This is a genomic window from Streptomyces sp. NBC_00775, assembly GCF_036347135.1.
GTDB lineage: Bacteria > Actinomycetota > Actinomycetes > Streptomycetales > Streptomycetaceae > Streptomyces > Streptomyces lutosisoli.
On the sequence record NZ_CP108938.1, the window covers coordinates 4,449,823 to 4,469,433 of the forward strand.

At 69.0% G+C, this 19,611-nt stretch carries 16 protein-coding genes; 5 read left to right on the top strand and 11 right to left on the bottom strand.

The annotated features are described in order from the left end of the window. Positions 1 to 21: 21 nt before the first annotated feature. Genes OIC96_RS19810 through OIC96_RS19820 form a run of 3 tightly spaced genes read left to right on the top strand, consistent with a single transcriptional unit; the run spans position 22 to position 2,531 of the window. Positions 22 to 702 carry a hypothetical protein gene (locus OIC96_RS19810; RefSeq protein WP_330306571.1) on the top strand — a complete coding sequence of 227 codons (681 nt, stop codon included), beginning with the start codon at positions 22 to 24 and terminating at the stop codon, positions 700 to 702. Between the two features lie 7 nt (positions 703 to 709). Then, positions 710 to 1,600, top strand: a complete 891-nt coding sequence (locus OIC96_RS19815) for a hypothetical protein (RefSeq protein ID WP_330306570.1) — start codon at positions 710 to 712, stop codon at positions 1,598 to 1,600. A 55-nt stretch (positions 1,601 to 1,655) separates the two neighbouring features. After that, positions 1,656 to 2,531, top strand: coding sequence for a hypothetical protein (locus OIC96_RS19820; RefSeq protein WP_330306569.1), 876 nt, complete (start codon positions 1,656 to 1,658; stop codon positions 2,529 to 2,531). A gap of 142 nt (positions 2,532 to 2,673) precedes the next feature. Here OIC96_RS19820 and OIC96_RS19825 read toward each other — a convergent pair whose 3' ends face one another. The 7 genes from OIC96_RS19825 to OIC96_RS19855 all read right to left on the bottom strand — a co-directional run bounded on the left by OIC96_RS19825 (position 2,674) and on the right by OIC96_RS19855 (position 8,114). Beyond that, a complete protein-coding gene (locus OIC96_RS19825) occupies positions 2,674 to 3,237 on the bottom strand; it encodes a hypothetical protein (protein WP_330306568.1) in 564 nt (187 codons plus the stop codon). A 35-nt stretch (positions 3,238 to 3,272) separates the two neighbouring features. Further along, on the bottom strand, positions 3,273 to 3,872 hold the full coding sequence (locus tag OIC96_RS19830) for a hypothetical protein (RefSeq protein WP_330306567.1): 600 nt from the start codon (positions 3,870 to 3,872) through the stop codon (positions 3,273 to 3,275). 11 nt (positions 3,873 to 3,883) lie between these two features. Beyond that, a complete protein-coding gene (locus OIC96_RS19835; RefSeq protein WP_330306566.1) occupies positions 3,884 to 4,534 on the bottom strand; it encodes a hypothetical protein in 651 nt (216 codons plus the stop codon). Then, complete coding sequence (locus tag OIC96_RS19840; RefSeq protein WP_330306565.1) at positions 4,531 to 5,793, bottom strand: hypothetical protein; 1,263 nt, start codon at positions 5,791 to 5,793, stop codon at positions 4,531 to 4,533. The genes OIC96_RS19835 and OIC96_RS19840 overlap by 4 nt, the downstream gene beginning before the upstream one ends. Positions 5,794 to 5,869: 76 nt before the next feature. After that, positions 5,870 to 7,390: a putative T7SS-secreted protein gene (locus OIC96_RS19845; RefSeq protein WP_330306564.1), complete on the bottom strand. Its 1,521-nt coding sequence runs from the start codon at positions 7,388 to 7,390 to the stop codon at positions 5,870 to 5,872. Then, positions 7,387 to 7,710 (bottom strand): hypothetical protein, encoded by a 324-nt coding sequence (locus OIC96_RS19850; RefSeq protein ID WP_330306563.1) that lies wholly within the window; start codon positions 7,708 to 7,710, stop codon positions 7,387 to 7,389. The genes OIC96_RS19845 and OIC96_RS19850 overlap by 4 nt, the downstream gene beginning before the upstream one ends. A gap of 98 nt (positions 7,711 to 7,808) precedes the next feature. Next, positions 7,809 to 8,114 (bottom strand): WXG100 family type VII secretion target, encoded by a 306-nt coding sequence (locus tag OIC96_RS19855; RefSeq protein ID WP_330306562.1) that lies wholly within the window; start codon positions 8,112 to 8,114, stop codon positions 7,809 to 7,811. 374 nt (positions 8,115 to 8,488) lie between these two features. Between OIC96_RS19855 and OIC96_RS19860 the strand changes: the two genes are divergently transcribed. Continuing rightward, positions 8,489 to 13,054, top strand: coding sequence for an FtsK/SpoIIIE domain-containing protein (locus tag OIC96_RS19860; RefSeq protein ID WP_330306561.1), 4,566 nt, complete (start codon positions 8,489 to 8,491; stop codon positions 13,052 to 13,054). Between the two features lie 66 nt (positions 13,055 to 13,120). On the opposite strand, the gene OIC96_RS19865 is transcribed toward OIC96_RS19860, so the two are convergent. The 3 genes from OIC96_RS19865 to OIC96_RS19875 form a co-directional block, all read right to left on the bottom strand. Further along, positions 13,121 to 15,511, bottom strand: coding sequence for a protein kinase domain-containing protein (locus OIC96_RS19865; protein WP_330306560.1), 2,391 nt, complete (start codon positions 15,509 to 15,511; stop codon positions 13,121 to 13,123). A 178-nt stretch (positions 15,512 to 15,689) separates the two neighbouring features. After that, the gene (locus tag OIC96_RS19870) at positions 15,690 to 17,414 is read right to left on the bottom strand and encodes a serine/threonine-protein kinase (protein ID WP_330306559.1); all 1,725 of its coding nucleotides are present in this window, start codon (positions 17,412 to 17,414) and stop codon (positions 15,690 to 15,692) included. A 73-nt stretch (positions 17,415 to 17,487) separates the two neighbouring features. Further along, entirely contained in the window at positions 17,488 to 18,336 is an 849-nt protein-coding gene (locus tag OIC96_RS19875) for a menaquinone biosynthetic enzyme MqnA/MqnD family protein (RefSeq protein ID WP_330306558.1), read from the bottom strand. 343 nt (positions 18,337 to 18,679) lie between these two features. On the opposite strand from OIC96_RS19875, the gene OIC96_RS19880 reads away from it, so the two are divergent. Next, positions 18,680 to 18,883, top strand: a complete 204-nt coding sequence (locus OIC96_RS19880) for a cold-shock protein (RefSeq protein WP_028805073.1) — start codon at positions 18,680 to 18,682, stop codon at positions 18,881 to 18,883. 131 nt (positions 18,884 to 19,014) lie between these two features. On the opposite strand, the gene OIC96_RS19885 is transcribed toward OIC96_RS19880, so the two are convergent. Continuing rightward, positions 19,015 to 19,590, bottom strand: coding sequence for a helix-turn-helix domain-containing protein (locus OIC96_RS19885; RefSeq protein WP_330306557.1), 576 nt, complete (start codon positions 19,588 to 19,590; stop codon positions 19,015 to 19,017). Between the last annotated feature and the right edge of the window lie 21 nt (positions 19,591 to 19,611).

A 19,611-nucleotide genomic window follows, 5' to 3' on the forward strand; every position in this document is an offset into this window, starting at 1 on the left:
CGGAATGGAACCCGAACTTCCGTGACAACACCCGCCATATCGGTCCTGTCGACACTCGACGACATCCCCCCACTGACGTTCACCACCCCCGAGAGCTTCTTCGCGCTCCCCCTGGCCGCCACACCGGACGAGCGCGCCACCCTGTCCGAGACCTTCGTACGAGAGCTCTACTCCCGCGGCGACGACTCCCTATGGACCCCTGCCGCGCCCTACTACGCGGCTCTTGCCGAGCGACTGGCGCAGACCGGACTGTCGTACTCGGCGATGGGCCTCTTCTCCACCGACGACGACGGGGGCGTCGTCCAGTGCGCCTTCACCGTGGCCGCCGTCGAAACCGACCAGAGCGACCCGGAGATCGCGGCCCACGGAATTCTCACTGCCCTGGCCGAGGATCCGTACAACGACGCCCGGTGGATGGACCTGCCCTGCGGTCCCGCGGTCTCCTGCGTGACCTTCCGCGAGGTGGTGCTCTCGCCGGAGATCACCGCCGACGGTGAGCAGAAGAAACTCCTCACGGGCCAGATCCAGGTCCACGTACCGTTCCCTACCGGCCCGTACACGGCCGTGTTCACCCTCCACACGGCATCCACCGAGTACTGGGGCGAGTTCTGCGACATGCTGGTGGCCGTTCTCCGGACGGTGTCCTTCACTGACTCCGAGGCCAACTCCCCGCAGGCCGCCTCTCCAGAGCCGGAGAACTGAACCGTCCATGGACTGGTACCCCGGCGGAGACGAAGACCTCCTGGTCCGTACGACGGCGAAGTTCGCCACCGGAATGGCACCGGCCGTCTCGGGCTACCGATGGTTCCGGGACCGTGAACGTAACGACATCCAGGGCGACTTGCCCGGCTGGCCCCCGGGCCCCACCTACACCCTGCGCAAGACCGGCGATCGAGCGGCCCGGCGTACCGGCCGTGCCTTCATGGTGGGAATTCCGTTGATCGCGAACATCATCGCGAACATCGGCGGGGCCTCGGGGTCGCCTTTCGGTGACGTACCTGTCCGAGGAAACCCGGAAGATCCGGAGAACGAGGTCCAGGACTTCCCCGTCATGTGGGCCGCCCTCGGCACCCTCGCCCGGACGGTCCCCTGGCAGCTCGACCCGGCACGCCGCCCGGAGGGTTACGTCACCGATCTCGTCCTGACGGATCGGCGCCTGCTCTTCCTCGGTACCCGCAGCGGCACCCTGGACAAGGCCGACGTGCTCGGTGAGTTCACTCGGGACTCCATCGCCGAGGCCAGGCAGATGAAGTACAGCGAGATCAGCGCGGACGTACGCCTCACCTTCGCCGATCAGTCCTGGATCCGCTTGTTCACCGGCAATCCGGACAGCGCCGGGCGTCTCTGCGAACTGCTCAACGGGACGGTCCAAGCCGTGCCAGAGAGCGAGCTGTCGAGCGGACAGCGCGACCGACTGACCCGCTTCCTCTCCGAACTCCCGGGCAGCGCACAGCCTCCGCTGATCACTCGGTTGCCGAGCGGCATCGTCATGGTCGAGCTCCGCGTTCCGGCAAAGGCCGGAAAGGACCTCTACGAGACGCACTCGATCCTGATGGACGCCTCCGGGGGTCCGGCGAAACCGCATCCCGGCGATCTCTAGGCATGTCGATTCCATCGGCGGGAAGCGCGGGCGCTTTCCCGAAAGGCAGGACGAAATGGCCGAACGCTGGCAGCCCGACCCCGGCGAGCACCTGCTGGCCCGGGTTCCGGTCTCTTTCGCGACCGGTGCCGCCACCCCGGTCTCCGGACGGCGCTGGTTCCGTGACGCCGACCGACGCGATATCCAGGCCGAGTTGCCCGGTTGGCCCACGGGTCCGACGTACCGCGTGCGTTCGAAGACCCATCGCATCGCCCGGGGCATCGGGCGAACGGCCCTCGCACTGGTGGTCATCGCGATCGCCGGCGCGCTTGGAGGCACCGGTGTGGGCAGCGTGGACGTGCTCGGCCGTTCCGACGATCCAGAGGACGAGGTCGAGGACTTTCCGGTGATGTGGGCGGCTCCGGGCACCCTCGCCCGCACTCTGCCCTGGCAGCTCGATCCCGCACGGAGGCCCGCCACCGACCGCACCCACGCCGTTGTGACCGACCGCCGTCTCGTCATCCTGGGCATGCTCGACGATGACGAGGATCCTTGGGAGGAAGTCCTCTGGGAGGCGAAGCGGGCGAAGATCGCCGCAGTCGAGCACAGGACGTTCGGCCACGGCGAGCCCGACGTTCGGCTCCTCTTCGTGGACGGCTCCTGGTGCCGGCTCGCACCGCGTAGCAGCAGTGCGCTGGTGCGCCACTTGTCCGTAGCGTACGAGCCAATCGATCCCGAGGCCCTGACTCCTGTCCAGCGGAAGGCAGTCGACGCATTCAGGGAAAGGACGGGAGCCGTTGGCGCGGTCACGGTCACCTGTCGTCCCGGCGGTAGCTATCTGATCGAGGCCGTCACATCCCCCGAAGCCAGCGCACGACATGGAGTCCTCACCGACTGGCAGCTCATTGGCCCGGAAGGCGAGGAGGTGGCGCACGAGGAGGCTCGCGTCTGAGCTGTGGCCGCGGCGGCCGTTACCTTCTGCCGCCATCGTCCACCCTCGCAAGGGGCCCTGAGGGCGACGACGGCGGGCCCGAGTCTCTCCTACGGTCCCGACCCCTCACTTCGCGGATCCGGTCTGAAACACCCCCTGGCCTCTACCCCCGCCGCGCAGCCGCCCGGCTCTTCCCCCTGCCCTTTTTGCGGAGCCTCCGCAGGCGCTCGCGTTCACCCGCCCGGCGTGCCTCGGTCCGCGCGCTGTTCCAGCGGAGGAGGCACCATCCCAGCAGAGCCGTGCTGGCCACATAGGCCAGAAGGGCGCTGCCCGTGCCTGGAATGTAACGACAACTAGCCTGGTATGAAGGGCAGTTCTTGCCGGACAGGGCGCCCAACATGTACATCGCCGGAACCATGGCGGCCGCCCAGCAGATGGCGGCGCCTGTGACACGTACCGCGCGGAACAGGCGAGTTTGGCCGGAGACTTCTGTCTCGACCTGCATTCCTCCGAGCGCGCCGAGCACAGTGGCCAGCCCGAGGACGCATCCCACGGCCCAGGGGCCGCCGGGCCGGTCCAGGAGTTCCGGCGCCGTCTCCCGGACGAACCCTCTCCAGGTCCCGAGCAGGAGCACAATCGCGGCGCCGGCCGCCAGCAGGGCGAGGACGAACCCACCGATCGCGAGCACGTGTCGCGCCCTGAACCTGTCGTCGTGCTGGGTCGGCATCGACTTCTTCCTCTCGGAACCACCGTCGGTGAGGCTCAGGACTCCACGGTCAGCGTCTTGACGACGGCGTCCGCCGCTTCCTCCATCGCCTCGGCGATGCCCGGCACAGTCCAGGACATGAGGAGGACCACCAGGCTCTCGGTACCGGTCGGCAGCAATCCGTAGGTGAGGGTCTCCAGCAGGATGCCCGGCCCGCCGGGCGGGGCGCCGTCCGCTGCGAAGTTCTGGCGGATGCGTACGGCGGGGCCGATCGGCTCCTCGGTACGCGTGACGTGCGGAGGTCCGAAGTCGTCTGTGCTGAAGGTCTCGGTCAGCCAGTCCAGGGTCATGCGCGGGACGGATTCGTCGGGATGGATGAGATCGACTTCCAGGAGCCCCAGCGCGGCGTCGAAGCCGTCGGGGTAGAACGCGAATGCGTAGAAGGGATCGCGGCCACGGCTGTCCTCGGTTCTGGCCCGCAGATCGGTCCGTACGGTCTCCGGATCGATGTCGTATCCAGCCGCCAGGCTTCTTCCGACGATCCCCTGCGCGGTCTGCTCCGCCCAGCTCATGATGTCGTCATTCGGCCCGACAGGAAGGGGAATCCAGTCCGGCGGGCAGGAGATCCCATAGGTGAGTGTGGGGATGGGGTTCACCTCGCGCATCCTCACTCGCCCATCCAGGTGAGTGATCCTGCGACCGCGTCGAAGAGTTCGACCATGGCGTCGGCGATCTGGACGAGGGGCGTGGAGAACGTCATCAGCAAGTTCATCTCGCTGCGGGGAATGCCGAGTTGGTAGTCCACCGTCACAGACGGCAGCGCGTAGTCGGCCTCCTCGCCGGCCGTGATACCGGCCGGCGGCGGAGCGACCGACGTGTCGGGATCGACGCGGACCCTCAGCGCTGTGCCGGCGGCGAGCTCGGCCATCGAGACCGTGCGCCCTTCGCCTCCCTCGGCTTCGAGGTCCGCGGCCAGGCCTAGCAGCGACGGCAACCGCTCTCCGGGCCTTCTGGGAGGGATCAGCGTGATCAGCAAGGAGGCGGGAATTGTGAGGGTCCCCGCCTGCTGGAGGCTGATGTAGAGCTCGATTCCTCCCTGGTCGAAGGCGTTGGTGGCGCGTTCGACCAGCTGCTGCCGGAGGAGCCGGCGAAGGCGCGGTTCGTTGTCGACTCCGCTGAACTGCCGGTTCACCAAGGCGTCGACGGACCGTTGTCGACGCTCGGGTTCGAGGTCGATCCGGAACCACCCTTCTGGCAGCAGCAGTTGGTAGTCGGCGGGGGGCGGCTGGGTTCGGCCTCTTTCGAGTGGGGTGGTCACGGCGACTCCGGTGCGGCGGGGCGGTCGAGGTTGAGTCGAGCAGTCAGCTGGTGGGCGACGACCGGCGCGAGTTCGGCGACGACGGTCAGAGCGGCCAGGACACCGGCCACTCGGGAAGGCCAATCGTCCGAGACGAGCTGAGGCAGCAGGAGCGCGGCAAAGACCGGAACAATGATGGGTTCGCCGCCTCCGATGACCGATGAGTGCCAGCTCGTCTCCGTGCGCGCTTCCTTGGCGTCCATCGGCGACATCCTCCTGGCATCCGCTGCCAGTTCGTGGTTCTGCCACCAGGTATCCGCCTTCTGGGCGTGCCGTACCTTCTCGTCCGAGACGGGAACCCCGAGTGCGGTGACAAGCTTGGACCAGGCTTCCTGCCCCTGGGGACCGGCGAACCACCATGCCCAGGGCAGGAGGGCGCGCGACGCGTTCGCGCCGTCCCTGAACTCCACGCCGAGAACGGCGCCTGACGTCGGGTGCGTCAGACGCACCAGCTTGCTCACTCCGTACACTCCGCCCCGCGGGATCCAGCGCTCCGCGCCCAGGGTGTCGGTCAGTACGACGTCCCGCGGGAGAACTCGTACGGCTGCTGTGCCACAGAATCTACGGGTGGCTCCCCCGCCTGCCTCTGGATCGGGCACCACGATCTCGGCGCCCGCAAGCGAGGTGTCCTTTCGGCCGCGTGACCTCTGCGCAAGACGCACGACGAGGTCCGCCCCCGGCACGAGTAACAGTGCGGCGGACGCCACCAGGGCCGTCCAGGCGCTTCCGTTGCCCGTCATGGGAACGACGAGGAAGGAGACGAACCAGACGAGCATCCCGATTCCCCTCGCCCAGTTGTGCCAGGCGGGAAGGTCTCGGTGCACCGCGTGGTCGGGCCGCGCCGCGGACGGCTGATCCTCGGATCGCTGCCCGGGCTCCGGGCTCTCCTTCAGGGGAATCCCCAGGTCGGTCACGAGTCGGCGCAGACCGGTCCGGTCGAGGCACTGCGAGGGGCTGAGGTGCAACAGTCCGACCACGCCCGCCTCAGGAAGCCATTCGGCCAACGGAACCTGGAGGATCGTCTTCTCGTCAGCGCCCTCGAAGTCGACCACACCCCACCGATCGGCCGAAGGTCCTTTCACGGCCGTCCCCGAGTCGGCCGGCGGGACGAAGACCGCGCGGACGATACCGCCCTCTCCGACGGTGTACCGGCGTTCCCGCGACTGCCGGTCCCGGACGATCAGTTCTTTCCCTCGCCCGTAGAATCGCGCGTGACGCACCACCTCCACGGCGTGCGAGCTCGCTCTTCTCGGCCGCAGGGCGGGTTCCGGAAGCGCGGTCCCGGAGTCGGGTCGACTAACCATTACTCGTTGTCCAAGCGTCCTTGATTCCCGTGGCCGCCCACAGTCCGTCGTCCAGCGCGTCGGTACCGAGGGCATGACCGATCGGGGCGGTCAATTCCTTCTTGTCCGCGGCATCGATGAACGTTGCCGCTGCAGTCGTACCCTGCCAGATGTGCGTCTGAGTCTTGAAGACGTCCATCGCGCCCTTCACCTCGTCGAGGTTACGGATTTCCGGGGCGATGTCGTCGATCTGCCGACTGAGATCGTCGAGTCCACTGTCACCGACCTTGAACGCCGCGCTCTGCCAGGTGCTGCCATGGCCCAGCTGTCTCAGGTTGCTCCACCCGAGGTCCTTGACCCCTTTGAAGCCGTCGACCATTTCCTTACCGATGGCCTTTGGACTGAACGCCTCCGCGACGCGCCCGGCACCCGGGAACCATCCCTTGGGCGCGGTGGCCAACGCTTCGGCACCGGCCTTGCCCCGCAGGGCTCCGCCACTCATGCGGTTGGCCTGTTTCCAGGCAGCCTGCTCCGCCTTCTTGAAGGCGGCGCTTCCCCGCTTCGCCACGACGCGTTCCATGGCCTGCCTGAAAGCGGCCGAGCGGGCCATTCCCTTGGCTCCCTGCATCGCACCCTTCGCTCCCGCCATCGCCCCGCGGCCGATGCCCATCGTGGCGAGGCCCACGACATCCAAGGCGACGTCAAACCAGCTGCCCTCACCCGCGAGCGCCAACAGGACGTGTCCGACCAGCGAGATGATCGTGGCGGCCATGGCGATGGATCCCAGGATTCCGGCGAGTGCCTGTCCGACGATGGGAATCCACCCCACCAGAAGGGACAACGTTCCACAGATGGTGGCAACCCAACCGGCCACATCGAGAACCTTGTTGATCCACCCGGCGTTGTCGTGCACCCAGTCCTTGAACTTGTCCCAGCGGCTGTCCTTCAAGCCGTCGTGGTCAATGGCGTGCCGAATGGCGTCGCGTGCACTCTTGGCTGCCGCGTCGCGAACATCCTTGGCTGCTTCGAGGTCCTTCTTCGCCCGCTCCATCGCCGAAGTCGCCGCCTCCTGGCGCTTCTCCAGCTTCTTGCGGTCGGGGTCGTCGTCCGCCGTGTCCTTGGGGAACTTGTCGATCGCGCCGGCGCTCGTCGCGTGCTCGTCGTGCGCGTCCTTCGCGTCACGAAGTGCCTTGTCAGCCATGGTCTGCGCGCGGTGCAGTTCCGAGGCGTACTCCGTGGAGCTGCCGCCCTCGACGACTTTCTCACCCAGGGCATCCGCCGCCGCGTCATAGCGTTTGAACGCCTTCCGCAGCTTCCCCTCGGCTTCTTCGGCCTCTTTGCGGAATTCCTCCGCCGCCTTACTCTTCCACGATTCGACGGACGAGAGTGCCTTGATCTCCTTAGCCTGCTTCTGGATCGCTTCCGCAGTCTTCCGCAGGTCGCGGCCGAGTTTCGCAACTTCCTCCGGATTGCCGGGGATCGGGTCCGAGGACTCGCCAATCACTGCCCACTCGTCGGCCCGGGGGCGCGTCACTTCTTGCCTCCCTTGCCACCCGGGTCCTTCTTGTCCGTGCCGCGGAGGGCCTCGGCCAGCTGATGGTCGATGTCCTCATAAGCCTTGGCCGCCGTGGACAGAATCTTGGAGAGTTTCTCAAGTTCGTCCGTCAGACGCTCACGATGAATCTTCCAGTTGTCCCCGAAGTCGTCGAAGACGTCGACCAGGCCCCGCTCACCCAGCGTGTCGACGCCAAGTCCGTCGGCCGGGTTCGCGTTACCCTTGAATTCCCGATGGATCTTGGAGAGCGATCTCGCACTTTCTTTGATGCGTGAAATATCGGCGGTCTGGTCCGACATGGAATCCCCCGTTGATAGACGTCACGGAAAGCAAGAGCGGCGTGGCGGCCACAAGGACCGCCACGCCGGATGCAACAGCCGCGCGGGGCTGGTGGTTACTAGCCCTTAACGCCCTTGGCCAGCTGGTCATCAAGGTCCTCGTACGCCTTCGCCGCGTCGTCGAGGAACTTGGCCATGCCCTTGAGGCCCTCAAGGGTGTCCTTCATGCCCTTGGTGAACTCCTTGAAGGAGTCGTCGAAGGCCTGGGAACCCTTCGAGGTCGTGTAACCGTCGGCGACGAGGCCGTCGATGTAGCTGTCGAGCCCGTGGAGCTTGTCCTCCATCTTCTCCTTCTCGTGCCCGAGCTTCTTCGCAGCGTGCCGCATCTTCTCGTATGTGATATCTGCGTCTTTGCCGCCGGCCATGTGGCGTCCTCCATGCTCCAACTCGCCGCAGGGCCAACCCCCGTGGCTCCTGATGCGGATGATGCGCTCGTCCGCATTGAGCCAGCAGCTTACTTACGGCGCTTGCAGGAGCACACCCCGGTTCTGTCACCGTCCCGCACCAGAGGCCTGATCCGCCCCGCCGGATCGGCCGTCGGAACGGCTGCCGGAACGGCCGTCGGAACAGCATCCGGATCGGCCGTCGGGTCGGCCACCGCATCGCCCGCCGAATCCGCCCGGCGCCTCCAAGGACCTCTCACACGGGCCGATGCCTGTGGGAAGGGGGGAGCGGCTATCGTCGATGTCACTGTGGCCTGCGTTCCGGAAGCGGCCTCAGGTGCCTGGGGAGGACGAGCGTGCGCCTGACTCTGACCGTCGTCGACCCGCTCGGCGGCGCCACCGCCGACGTGGTTCTTGATGCGGATCCTGAGTCCTCGGTGGGGGACATCGCCAAGGAACTGGCGGGGCACGTCGGGTACAGCGGCGGTGCGCAGATCATTCCGATCGGGCAGCATCAGGCCGCGGCGAGCGGTGCGCCCGTCGCGTACGTCGACGGGTATCCCGTCGATCCCACCGCCACCATCGGGACCTCGCCGCTGCGCGAGGGTGCGGTCGTCAGCCTGCATGATCCCGCGGGGTGCCTTCCCGGTGAGCCGACCGGGCTCGTCGAACTGCGGGTCGCCGGCGGTCCGGCCGCCGGGGCCGTGCACCGGCTGGGGATCGGGCGGTACGACATCGGCGGCGGGGCTTCGTCGTACATCCGTATCGACGATCCCGAACTTCCGCAAAGAGCGCTGACGTTGTCAGTTGCAACGGACGGGACCTGCCGGGTCGCCGTACACGGGGACAAAGAGGGTGTCACGCTCGACGGCGAGGCCATCGACGCGCACGACGGTGACGAGTGGCCCCTCGGGAGTCAGGTCGCCGTCGGCAACACGCTCCTTGAGCTCGACCGGTACTCGCCGCCCAACGCCGCCCTCAAGTGGTCCGACGACGGCGCCGGGCTCGACTACAACCGGCCGCCGCGGCTGCATCCGCCGGAGCGTGAGACGAAGTTCCGGCTGCCCAATCCGATCCGTGACTACGAGGCCCGGCCGCTGCCCTGGCTGATGGCCGTGACGCCGCTGGTCGGTGCCGTCGTATCCGTGATGATCTTCGGGCGCTGGTACTACCTGATCATGGCGCTGCTGAGCCCGCTCATCATGTTCGGCAACTTCTTCATGGACAAGAAGCAGGGGCGCAAGTCCCACGCGAAGCAGGTCAAGGAGTACAAGGAGCACAAGGAGCGGATCGAGAAGGAGGCCCAGGAGGCCCTGGTCGCCGAGCGGCTCGACCGGCGTCAGGCGATACCCGATCCGGCCACCGTTCTGTCGCTGAGCACCGGGCCGCGTACGCGGCTGTGGGAGCGGCGGCGGACCGACGCGGACCATCTGCTGCTGCGGGTCGGGACCGGGCAGCTGCCCTCCGAGGTCGTGCTCGACGACCCGGAACAGGACGACCACAAGCGCGAGGTCACCTGGACCATCGAGGACGCGCCGGTCGCACTCCCGCTGTGTGAGCGCGGGGTCATCGGCATCGCGGGGCCCGGCGATTCGGCGCAGGCGCTGGGGCGTTGGATCGTCGCCCAGGCCGCCGTGCTGCACAGCCCGCTCGACGTCCAGTTCTACGTACTGACCGAGAACAGCGGCCGGGAGAGCTGGGACTGGACGCGGTGGCTGCCGCACAGCCGCCCCGGCGGCGCCCAGGACGCCAACGTCCTCATCGGCACGGACGCGGAGACCGTCGGCGCCCGCATCGGTGAGCTGACCCAACTCCTCGACGCCCGCCAGAAGGCCGCCAAGCAGAACGGCAACAAGGCCTCCTTCAGCGATCCCGACATCATCGTGGTGTGGGACGGTTCGCGGCGGCTTCGCTCCATGCCCGGTGTGGTGCGGCTGCTGCGCGAGGGACCGGCCATGTCGATGTACGCGATCTGCCTCGACGCCGAGGAGCGGTTCCTGCCCGGCGAGTGCCAGGCCATCGTCATCGCGGAGCCCAAGCCCGAGGAGCACGCGACCCCGCAGCAGCGCATCGCGCAGGGTGCCCCCGCGGCTCCCGGCGGCTTCCCCTCCTTCCACGCCTGGCACGCCGCCGAGGCCGACGACTCCTCCTCCGGCGCACAGAAGCCGCTCGAACTGCGGCTGCGCGTCCAGCAGACGGGCATCGCGCGCGTACGGAACGTACGGCCGGACTTCGTCTCCGCGGCCTGGTGCGGACGCCTGTCGCGGGCCCTGTCTCCGCTGCGTGACATCAGCGGCGAGACCGAGGACTCGGCCCTGCCCGGGGCCAGCCGGCTGCTCGACGTCCTGCAGCTGGAGCCGCCGACCCGCGACGCGATCACCGCGCGGTGGCGCATGGGCGGGCAGTCGACGATGGCGGTCATCGGTGAGTCGTACGACGGTCCGTTCGGCATCGATATGCGGAAGGACGGCCCGCACGGCCTCATCGCCGGTACGACCGGTTCAGGTAAGTCCGAGCTGCTGCAGACGATCGTCGCCTCACTCGCTGTGGCCAACACGCCCGAGAACATGACCTTCGTCCTCGTCGACTACAAGGGCGGATCCGCCTTCAAGGACTGCGTCAAACTCCCGCACACCGTCGGCATGGTCACCGACCTCGACGCCCACCTCGTCGAGCGGGCCCTGGAGTCGCTGGGCGCCGAGCTGAAGCGGCGCGAGCACATCCTCGCCGCCGCCGACGCCAAGGACATCGAGGACTACCAGGACCTGGTGCGCCGCGACCCCTCGCACGCGCCCGTGCCCCGGCTCCTCATCGTCATCGACGAGTTCGCCTCGATGGTGCGCGACCTGCCCGACTTCGTCTCCGGTCTCGTCAACATCGCCCAGCGAGGCCGTTCGCTCGGCATCCATCTGCTGCTCGCCACCCAGCGCCCGAGCGGTGTCGTGTCCCCCGAGATCCGCGCCAACACCAACCTCCGTATCGCCCTGCGCGTCACCGACGGCGGCGAGTCCAGCGACGTCATCGACTCCCCCGAGGCCGGGCACATCTCCAAGAACACACCGGGTCGGGCGTACGTCCGTCTCGGGCACGCCTCGCTCGTGCCGTTCCAGTCCGGCCGGGTCGGTGGACGCCGTCCCGGTGCCGCCGACCCCACGGCGCTCGCCCCCTGGGCCGGCCCCCTCGGCTGGGAGGACCTGGGACGGGCCACGCTGGTGAAGCCGAAGGCCGAGGCGCGCGAGGAAGAGGAGATCACCGACCTCAAGGTGCTGGTGGACGCGGTCCGCGAGGCCAACCAGGTACTCGGCATTCCGGCCCAGCACAGTCCCTGGCTGCCCGCGCTCTCCGAGACGCTGCTGCTCGACGAGGTCCAGCTGCCCGCCTTCGCGGGCGGACCGGGCAAGCTGCCGCCCGCCCCGTACGGTGTCGAGGACCTGCCCGCCGACCAGGCCCGCCGCCCGGTCGTCGTGGACTTCGCCTCCTTCGGGCACCTTCTCATCGGCGGTGCGCCGCGCAGTGGCCGTTCGCAGATCCTGCGGACCATCGCGGCCTCGCTCGCCCGGACGCACTCCGCGGCGGACGTCCACCTCTACGGCATCGACTGCGGCAACGGCGCGCTCAACGCGCTCACGCGGCTGCCGCACTGCGGTGCCGTGGTCAGCCGCAACCAGACCGAGCGCGTGGTGCGCCTCATGGCCCGCCTGAAGGGCGAACTCACCCGCCGCCAGGACCTGTTGGCCGACAAGGGCTTCGCCGACATCGGCGAGCAGCGGGCCGCGGCCGCCGAGGAGGAGCGGCTCCCGCACATCGTCGTGCTGCTCGACCGGTGGGAGGGCTGGCTGCCGACGCTCGGCGAGTACGACCACGGCGATCTGACGGACCAGGTGACCGCGATGATGCGGGAAGGCGCGAGCGTCGGCCTCCACCTGGTGATGACGGGTGACCGCCAGATCCTCTCGTCCCGGATCGGCTCCCTCACCGAGGACAAGTACGCACTGCGGCTCGCGGACCGCTCCGACTTCTCGCTGATCGGCGTCAACGCCCGCAAGGTCCCCGAGGAGATCCCGCCGGGCCGCGGCTACCGCAACGAGCACGGCACCGAGACCCAGTTCGCCCTGCTCACCGAGGACGCCACGGGTCAGGGGCAGGCCGCGGCGATCACGGCGATCGGCGAGGCCGCGGCGGTTCGCGACGCCGAACTGCCGCGCGGCCGACGCCCGTTCCGTGTCGACGTCCTGCCCACCCGGATCAACTTCACGGACGCCTGGGAGATGCGCGACCCGGACGCCTCGCGCTCCAAGCTGTGGGGTCTGGCGGGCATCGGCGGCGACGACATCATGGGCTTCGGCCCCGACCTCGCGCAGGGCGTCCCGACGTTCGTCATCGCGGGACCGGCCAAGTCGGGCCGCAGTACGACGCTGATGAACATGGCGCGTTCGTATCTGACGCAGGGCGTACGGATCGTCGTCGCCGCACCGCGTCCCTCGCCTCTTCGCGAACTGGACGGCCAGGAAGGCGTGCTGAAGGTCTTCGACGAGGACGACATCGAGAGCGACGACCTGAGCGAGGCCATCGAGTCGGCCACGCCCGAGGAGCCGATCGTCGTCCTGGTCGACGACGGCGAGGTACTGGAGGACTGTGACGCCGAGACCGTCTTCAAGCGGATCGTCCAGCGCGGCGGCGAGCGTGGCCTCGCCCTGGTCATCGCCGGTGACGAGGAAGACGTGTGCAGCGGCTTCTCCGGCTGGCAGGTCGAGATGAAGAAGGGGCGCCGTGGCATCCTGCTCTCCCCGCAGGACTCCTCCGCGGGCGAGCTGATCGGCATCCGTACCAACCGCAGCATGGTCGGCGGACCGGTCGCACCGGGCAAGGGCCTGCTGCACCTCGGGGACGGGGAACCGCTCACCGTCACGACGCCGATGTAGTACGCGACGCCGACGCGGTAGGCGCGTGGGGCGGGCCCGGGAGTTACCGGGGCCCGCCCCACGCGTTCACACCGCCGGCAGCGCGTAGATCTCGAATCCGTGCGTCGCCAGCAGCCGGTTGCCGGAGATCGCGACCTGCCAGGGCTCGCCCCCGCCCTTGTTGTCGTTGTAGACCCAGCGGGACTTTCCGGTCTTGGCGTCCATGGCGAAGATGCCGCCCTCGTCCCAGTAGGACGCGCCGTACAGGGTCGCCCCCGCACGCAGGAAGTTCACCGGTGCCCTTACGGCCCCGGGGTCCTCGCAGAGCCAGATCTTCTTGCCCGTCTTCACATGGACGGCCCACACACCATGGTCGAAGTCGGCGGCGTACAGGACGTCGTCGATGACCACGGGGTTGTCGAAGCCGCGGCGGCCGTTGGGCGACAGGGTCCAGCGGGTCTTGCCGGTGTCCGCGTCGAGGACCGTCAGCTTCTCTCCCGGCAGGAAGACGAGGCCCGCGGCGACGGTGGGCGTCCAGCTCCAGTCGTCACCGACCTTCTTGGTCCACAGCTGCTTGCCGGTCGCGGTGTCGCGCACCGTGAGGTTGTACTTGGAGTCGGCGTAGACCAGGTACTTTCCGTTGACCGTGGCCTCGACGTCCCAGTTGTCGGTCCCCCAGTCCCGCATCTGCACCCATACCTGCTTGCGCGTGGTGTGGTTGATCGCCGCGATGCCCCTGCGGTAATTGGTGCCGCTCTTCGCGTCGTTGAGGTCGGTCACCGTGACGTAGACGTTCTCGGCGTCGATGGCGATGGGCTCGTCGAGGTCCAGTTTCTTGCTGACGCGGGTACGCCAGGCTTCCTTGCCCGTGCTCATGTCCAGGGCCACGAGCGCACCGTCGTAGTCGCTGTCGCCCAGGAACAGTTTGCCGCCGGCGACGAGCGGCAGGGCGCCGGGCCGGGTCATGCCCTTGCGGGTCCAGCGCGCCTTCCCCGTCTTCACGTCGTACGCCACCAGCGGGTCACCGCTGATCAGCAGGGTCCCGTCGTGGATCATCAGCGGCAGTTCGTCGTTGGTACTGTCCTCCGCCACCGACTTGTGCCACAGCGGCTGCGGGGCCACGCCCGCCGGAGGCGTCGTGAAGTTCTCGGCGGCGGGCTCGGTCGAGCCGCCCTTGCCGTTCGCTCCCGTGGACTCCGTGCCGGCGTTCCCGCTCCGGGACAGCCACCAGGCGCCCCCGCCGCCCACGACCGCGACACCCGCGACACTTGCCGTCAGGCCGAGGAAGCGGCGGCGGGAAGGAGCCGCTCCGGAAGCGGAGGCGGCGGCGGAGGCGGGCCTGCCGAGGTGGACCGTGGCGTCGGGGAGAGGGGAACCGTAACCGGGCGTGCCGTACCCGGGTGCCGGAGTGCCCCCGGGCGGCGTCCCGTAGCCGGGCGCGGGCGGATAGCCGTACCCCTGCGGCTGCGGTGCGGGCGTGGGCGTGCCCGTCGAGGAGGCCGTGCCGTCAGCCATCACCGGCGGCGGCCCGAAAGAAGGGGTCTTCGGCATCTCCGGGACTCCGGGGGCCTCCGGGACGTCGGGGGCCTCCAGGTCCAGGATCCCCGCCGCATGTGTAGCGATCGTCGAAGCCACGGCCGACGGAAGCCAGTCGGTCAGTACGGTCGCGGTGCCGCCCGGCGCCAGGGCGGCCACGATCTCCGCGGGAGCGGGCCGCTGGGCCGGGTCCTTCTGCAGGCATGCGCGGATCAGGCCGAGCAGGGACTGCGATACGCCCGTGAGGTCCGGTTCGCCGTGGACGATCTGGTAGAGCATGGCCGCGTGGGAGGCCGCGTCGTCGCCGAAGGCGTTGTGGCCGGTGGCCGCGAAGGTCAGGACGGCGCCGAGGGAGAAGACGTCGCCCGGGGTGCCGACATCGCGGCCGAGGGCCTGCTCCGGCGGCATGTAGCCGGGTGAGCCGACCACAACTCCCGTCTGGGTCATACGGTTTCCGTCCACCGCCCGCGCGATGCCGAAGTCGATGACACGCGGGCCGTCGGCGGCCAGCAGGACGTTCGAGGGCTTGAGGTCGCGGTGGATCAGGCCCGCCGCGTGGATCTCCTGGAGCGCGGCGGCCAGCCCGGCGCCCAGCGCGCGGACCGTGCGTTCGGGGAGGGCGCCGTGGGCCTCCACCACGTCGGTGAGGTCCGGGCCGAGCACGTAGGACGTGGCCAGCCACGGCAGCGCCGCGCTCGGGTCGGCGTCGACGACCGGGGCGGTGTAGCGGCCCGAGACCGCCCGGGCTATCTCGACCTCGTGCTCGAAGCGGCGGCGGAAGTCGGCGTCGGCGGCCAGGTCCTGGCGTACGACCTTCACCGCGACCGTGCGTCCGCCGGGCGAACGGGCCAGATACACCCGGCCCATGCCGCCCGCACCGAGTCTTCGCAGCAACCGGTAGCTTCCCAACTCCCTTGGATCGTCCGGCTGCAGTGTCTCCATGGCTGGGCCCTTCCCCGTTGTCGCCTGTCGCCTTCCCGGCGTCCGCTCTTCTGCTGCGCGCGGCGAGTCGGATGGTGTTCGCTATCGCAGACACAGTAGTGAGCAGCCACACAGCGGTGACGGGTGGGGCGGACGAGGAAGGCGGGCCCGGAATCCGGGGCGACGTCGCCCCGGCCGGCTATTTGACCTTCGTCATCCGGGCCACCGGATCACCGGCATCCGCGTTGTCCGTCTCGTACTTGAGGTCGCTCCCGACGGGAGTGAGCCGCACCTCGTGCCTGCCCTTGGTGCACACCTCACGGTTGGATTCCTTGGCGACGCTCGTGACGACGAGCCGGGTCTTCGTGACCTTCTTCAGGATGAGTACGTCGTCGCAGATGCCGCCGATCTGGTCGGTCTGCCGGAAGGTGCCCAACTCCTCGCCCACGGCGGCCTGGTGGACGGTGACGCGGAAGGTGCCCATGGGAAGGGCGCCGTTGAGGGCCAGGCCGTCGCCCTCCCAGGTGCCCAGATAGGAGGCCGGGATCGTGGACGGCTGCTCCCCGGGGCCTGGGGCACTCGCGCTCACCGTGGCCGAGGGATGTGCACCGCCCGCCGAACTGCCCGCGTCGTTCGTCCCGCCGCCGTCCGGCATCAAGTCGAACAGGAACGCGGACCCCACCGTCACCGCCGCCAGCGCTCCCGCAACCGCGAGGGCCACCGTGCAACTCATCCTGCGGCCACGGCCGTTCGCCCCGGGGACGGAGGTCGCGGCCACGCTGACGGAGACCCCGCCCGGACGGCCGGCGGGCGGTGGGGCCGCGTCCTTCGGCTCGGGCACCCCCAGCACCTCGCGCTGCCCCGGTACGCCCGGTCCGTACGCCGGCATCACGGGCGGCGGCCCGAACACCCCACCGGACACCGGCCCCTCGACCCCTGCTCCTGCCCCTGCCCCTAACCCGGACCCTGAACTCGCCCCCACCGAAGGGCTGCTGAACCCCACCGGCCCCGAAGGCGTCGCCTCCGTCGCGTCAAGGTTCAGCAGCTGTACGGCACTTCGGCTCACCTGTTCCACCAGGGCTCCCGGCAGCCACCCCGCCGTCACCAGCCGGGCCGCACCCTGCGGAGCGAGCCGGACCGCCACCTCGTCCGGAGTCGGGCGGGCGGCCGGGTCCTTGGTCAGGCACGCGGCGACCAGCTCCCGCAGCTCCCCCTCCATGGCGCCCAACTGGGGCTCCTCGTGCACCACCTTGTAGAGGAGGGACGCGGAGGAGTCGCCGGGGAAGGGCGGCTCGCCCGTCGCGGCGTATACGAGTACCGCGCCGAGGGAGAAGACGTCCGCCGCTCCCGCGACGCCCTTGCCGAGGATCTGCTCGGGGGACATGTAGCCGGGGGAGCCGACCGAGACGCCCGTCGACGTCAGGGACGCCGTGCCGTCGGTGGCGCGGGCGATGCCGAAGTCGATGAGGAGGGGGCCGTCGAGGGTGAGCAGGACGTTGGAGGGCTTCACGTCGCGGTGGACGAGGCCCAGCGCGTGAACCGCCGAGAGCGCCTCGGCCAGACCCGCGCCCAGCACCCGTACCGAATGGGCCGGAAGCGGACCGCCGCCGTCCGCGACGGCGGCCGCGAGCGACGGGCCGGCCGCGTACCCCGTGGCGACCCACGGGACCGACGCCTCCGGGTCCGCGTCCAGGACCGGTGCCGTCCACGCGCCGCCCACCCGCCGCGCGGCCTCGACCTCGCGGCGGAAGCGGGCGCGGAACTCCTCGTCGAGCGCGAAGTGCGGGTGCACGATCTTGACGGCGACCGTACGGCCGCCCGCGCTGCGGCCCAGGTACACCCGCCCCATGCCGCCGGAGCCCAGCCGGCCGAGCAGCCGGTAGGGCCCCACGACCGTGGGTTCGTCGACTCCGAGCGGCTGCATGACGCTCACACCTCCCCCGTACGCACGGACGCACTGCCCAGCAGGGTAGTTCCGTACGCCCCCGCGAACCCGCTCAGGGCGTCAGCAGCTCCACCCGTACGTCCGCCGGGAACCCGGTGGTCGAGCCGACCCGCCGGGCGAACTCCCGTACGGCCTTCAACTGCGGCTCGCCGAAACGGAAGTCGAGCGTGGTGAAGTACTGCTCCAGGACCTGCTCGTCGAACTCCTCCCAGCGGGCCGCCTGTTCGGCGACCTTGGAGACCTCGTCCAGCGAGAGGTCCCTGGACGCCAGGAACGCCTCGTGCACCTTGCGGGTGACGGCGGGCTCGCGCTCCAGGTAGTCGCGGCGGGCCGCCCACACGGCGAAGACGAACGGCAGACCCGTCCACTCCTTCCAGAGGGTGCCCAGGTCGTGCACCTCCAGGCCGAACTTCGGGCCGTCGAGGAGGTTGGCGCGCAGTGCCGCGTCACCGATGAGTACGGCGGCGTCGGCCTCCTGCATCATCAGGCTGAGGTCGGGCGGACACGTGTAGTACGACGGCTGGACGCCCACTCTCTCCGCCAGCAGCAGCTGAGCGAGCCGAACAGACGTACGAGAGGTGGAGCCGAGGGCGACCCGGGCGCCGTCCAGCTGGTTCAGCGGGACCTGCGAGACGATCACGCAGGACATCACCGGACCGTCGCAGCCGACCGCGATGTCGGGGAAGGCGACCAGCTCATCGGCGTGCTTGAGGAACTCGACGAGCGTGATGGGCCCGATGTCGAGTTCGCCCTGCACCAGCTTCTCGCTGAGCTTCTCCGGGGTGTCCTTGGTGAGCTCGAAGTCGAGGAGCGTGCCCGTTCTCGCGAGCCCCCAGTACAGGGGCAGGCAGTTCAGGAACTGGATGTGGCCGACGCGCGGCCGGTTGCGAGGATTGTCCACATCGCGAGGCTAGACCCCATGAGGTACGGTGCAGTCTCCAGGGTCCGGTGTGGTTTCGGAAACCATCCCGCCCCCTCATGTCAACCCCTGCGACAGGGATTCGACACCCTTGACGTCAACCCAGAACCTACCGAGGTCAAACATCCGGGTGACGTGATCTTGCCCTCTATTGCTTTCGGCTGCCCGAGTGCTAAGCTCGCCGCAAGTTGCAGTTTGGTTTCCCTTGCAGTACAGAGCCTGCGGAGCATGTGACCGCGGGCTCTCGTCGTTTTCAGACGTATGCAGTTGTTTTTACAATCGCAGGTTCTGGAGCAGGGCAACCCTTTGGGCCCAAGGAGGGCTTATGGCTACCGGAACCGTGAAGTGGTTCAACGCCGAAAAGGGCTTTGGTTTCATCGCCCAGGAAGGCGGCGGCCCGGACGTCTTCGTCCACTACTCCGCGATCAACGCGAGCGGATTCCGCTCTCTCGAAGAGAACCAGTCGGTTTCCTTCGACGTCACGCAGGGTCCGAAGGGCCCGCAGGCGGAGAACGTCACCCCGATCTAAGCCTGCGGCTCCATGAGCCCAATGGTTTGATCCGGAACGGATAGCAGTACCCAAGGAGCCCCGCGCCAGCCGGTCGCGGGGCTCCTGCCTTTGTGTTCACACGTGCCGCATGTCCTGCGTCACGAGTGTGTTCACACGTGCTGCATCACGAGCACGAACGTCGTCCCGGGCTCCAGCGCCTCGTACGCGTGCGGTACGTCGCCGCGGTACGCCATGTAGTCGCCGGGCTCCAGCTCCACCGCGTCCCCGACAGGCCCCGCCTTCACCCTCCCCGTGCTCACGATCAGATGCTCCACCGTGCCCGGAATGTGCGGCTCCGACTCGCGGGCCGCGCCCGGCTCCGCCCTCAGGTGGTAGATGTCCCGGCGGGCGCCGGGCGGGCTGGCCGACAGCAGGGTCGCGACGTAGTCGGCCCGCTCCGAGGCGACAGCGGGCCCCTGGCCCGCGCGAATCACCTGGACCGCCGGAGCCGGCGGCTCGACCAGGGCACTGAAGGGCACGCCGAGTGCCACACCCAGCGACCACAGCGTCTCCATGCTGGGATTGCCGCTCGCCGCCTCCAGCTGCGACAGCGTGGACTTCGCGATCCCGGCGCGCTTGGCGAGCTCGGAGAGGGAGAGTCCGGCGCGGGTGCGTTCGCGGCGCAGGGAGGCGGCGATCCAGTCGAGGGGCAGGCGGGACGGGGGGCCGCCTTCTGCATCGGTCACGTTGTTCGCTCCGTCGGTACG

Coding starts and splice junctions, on each gene's coding strand:
- OIC96_RS19815 (WP_330306570.1), top strand. CDS start 710: ATGGACTGGTACCCCGGCGGAGACGAAGACCTCCTGGTCCGTACGACG.
- OIC96_RS19820 (WP_330306569.1), top strand. CDS start 1,656: ATGGCCGAACGCTGGCAGCCCGACCCCGGCGAGCACCTGCTGGCCCGG.
- OIC96_RS19825 (WP_330306568.1), bottom strand. CDS start 3,237: ATGCCGACCCAGCACGACGACAGGTTCAGGGCGCGACACGTGCTCGCG.
- OIC96_RS19850 (WP_330306563.1), bottom strand. CDS start 7,710: ATGTCGGACCAGACCGCCGATATTTCACGCATCAAAGAAAGTGCGAGA.
- OIC96_RS19855 (WP_330306562.1), bottom strand. CDS start 8,114: ATGGCCGGCGGCAAAGACGCAGATATCACATACGAGAAGATGCGGCAC.
- OIC96_RS19865 (WP_330306560.1), bottom strand. CDS start 15,511: ATGGAGACACTGCAGCCGGACGATCCAAGGGAGTTGGGAAGCTACCGG.
- OIC96_RS19870 (WP_330306559.1), bottom strand. CDS start 17,414: ATGCAGCCGCTCGGAGTCGACGAACCCACGGTCGTGGGGCCCTACCGG.
- OIC96_RS19880 (WP_028805073.1), top strand. CDS start 18,680: ATGGCTACCGGAACCGTGAAGTGGTTCAACGCCGAAAAGGGCTTTGGT.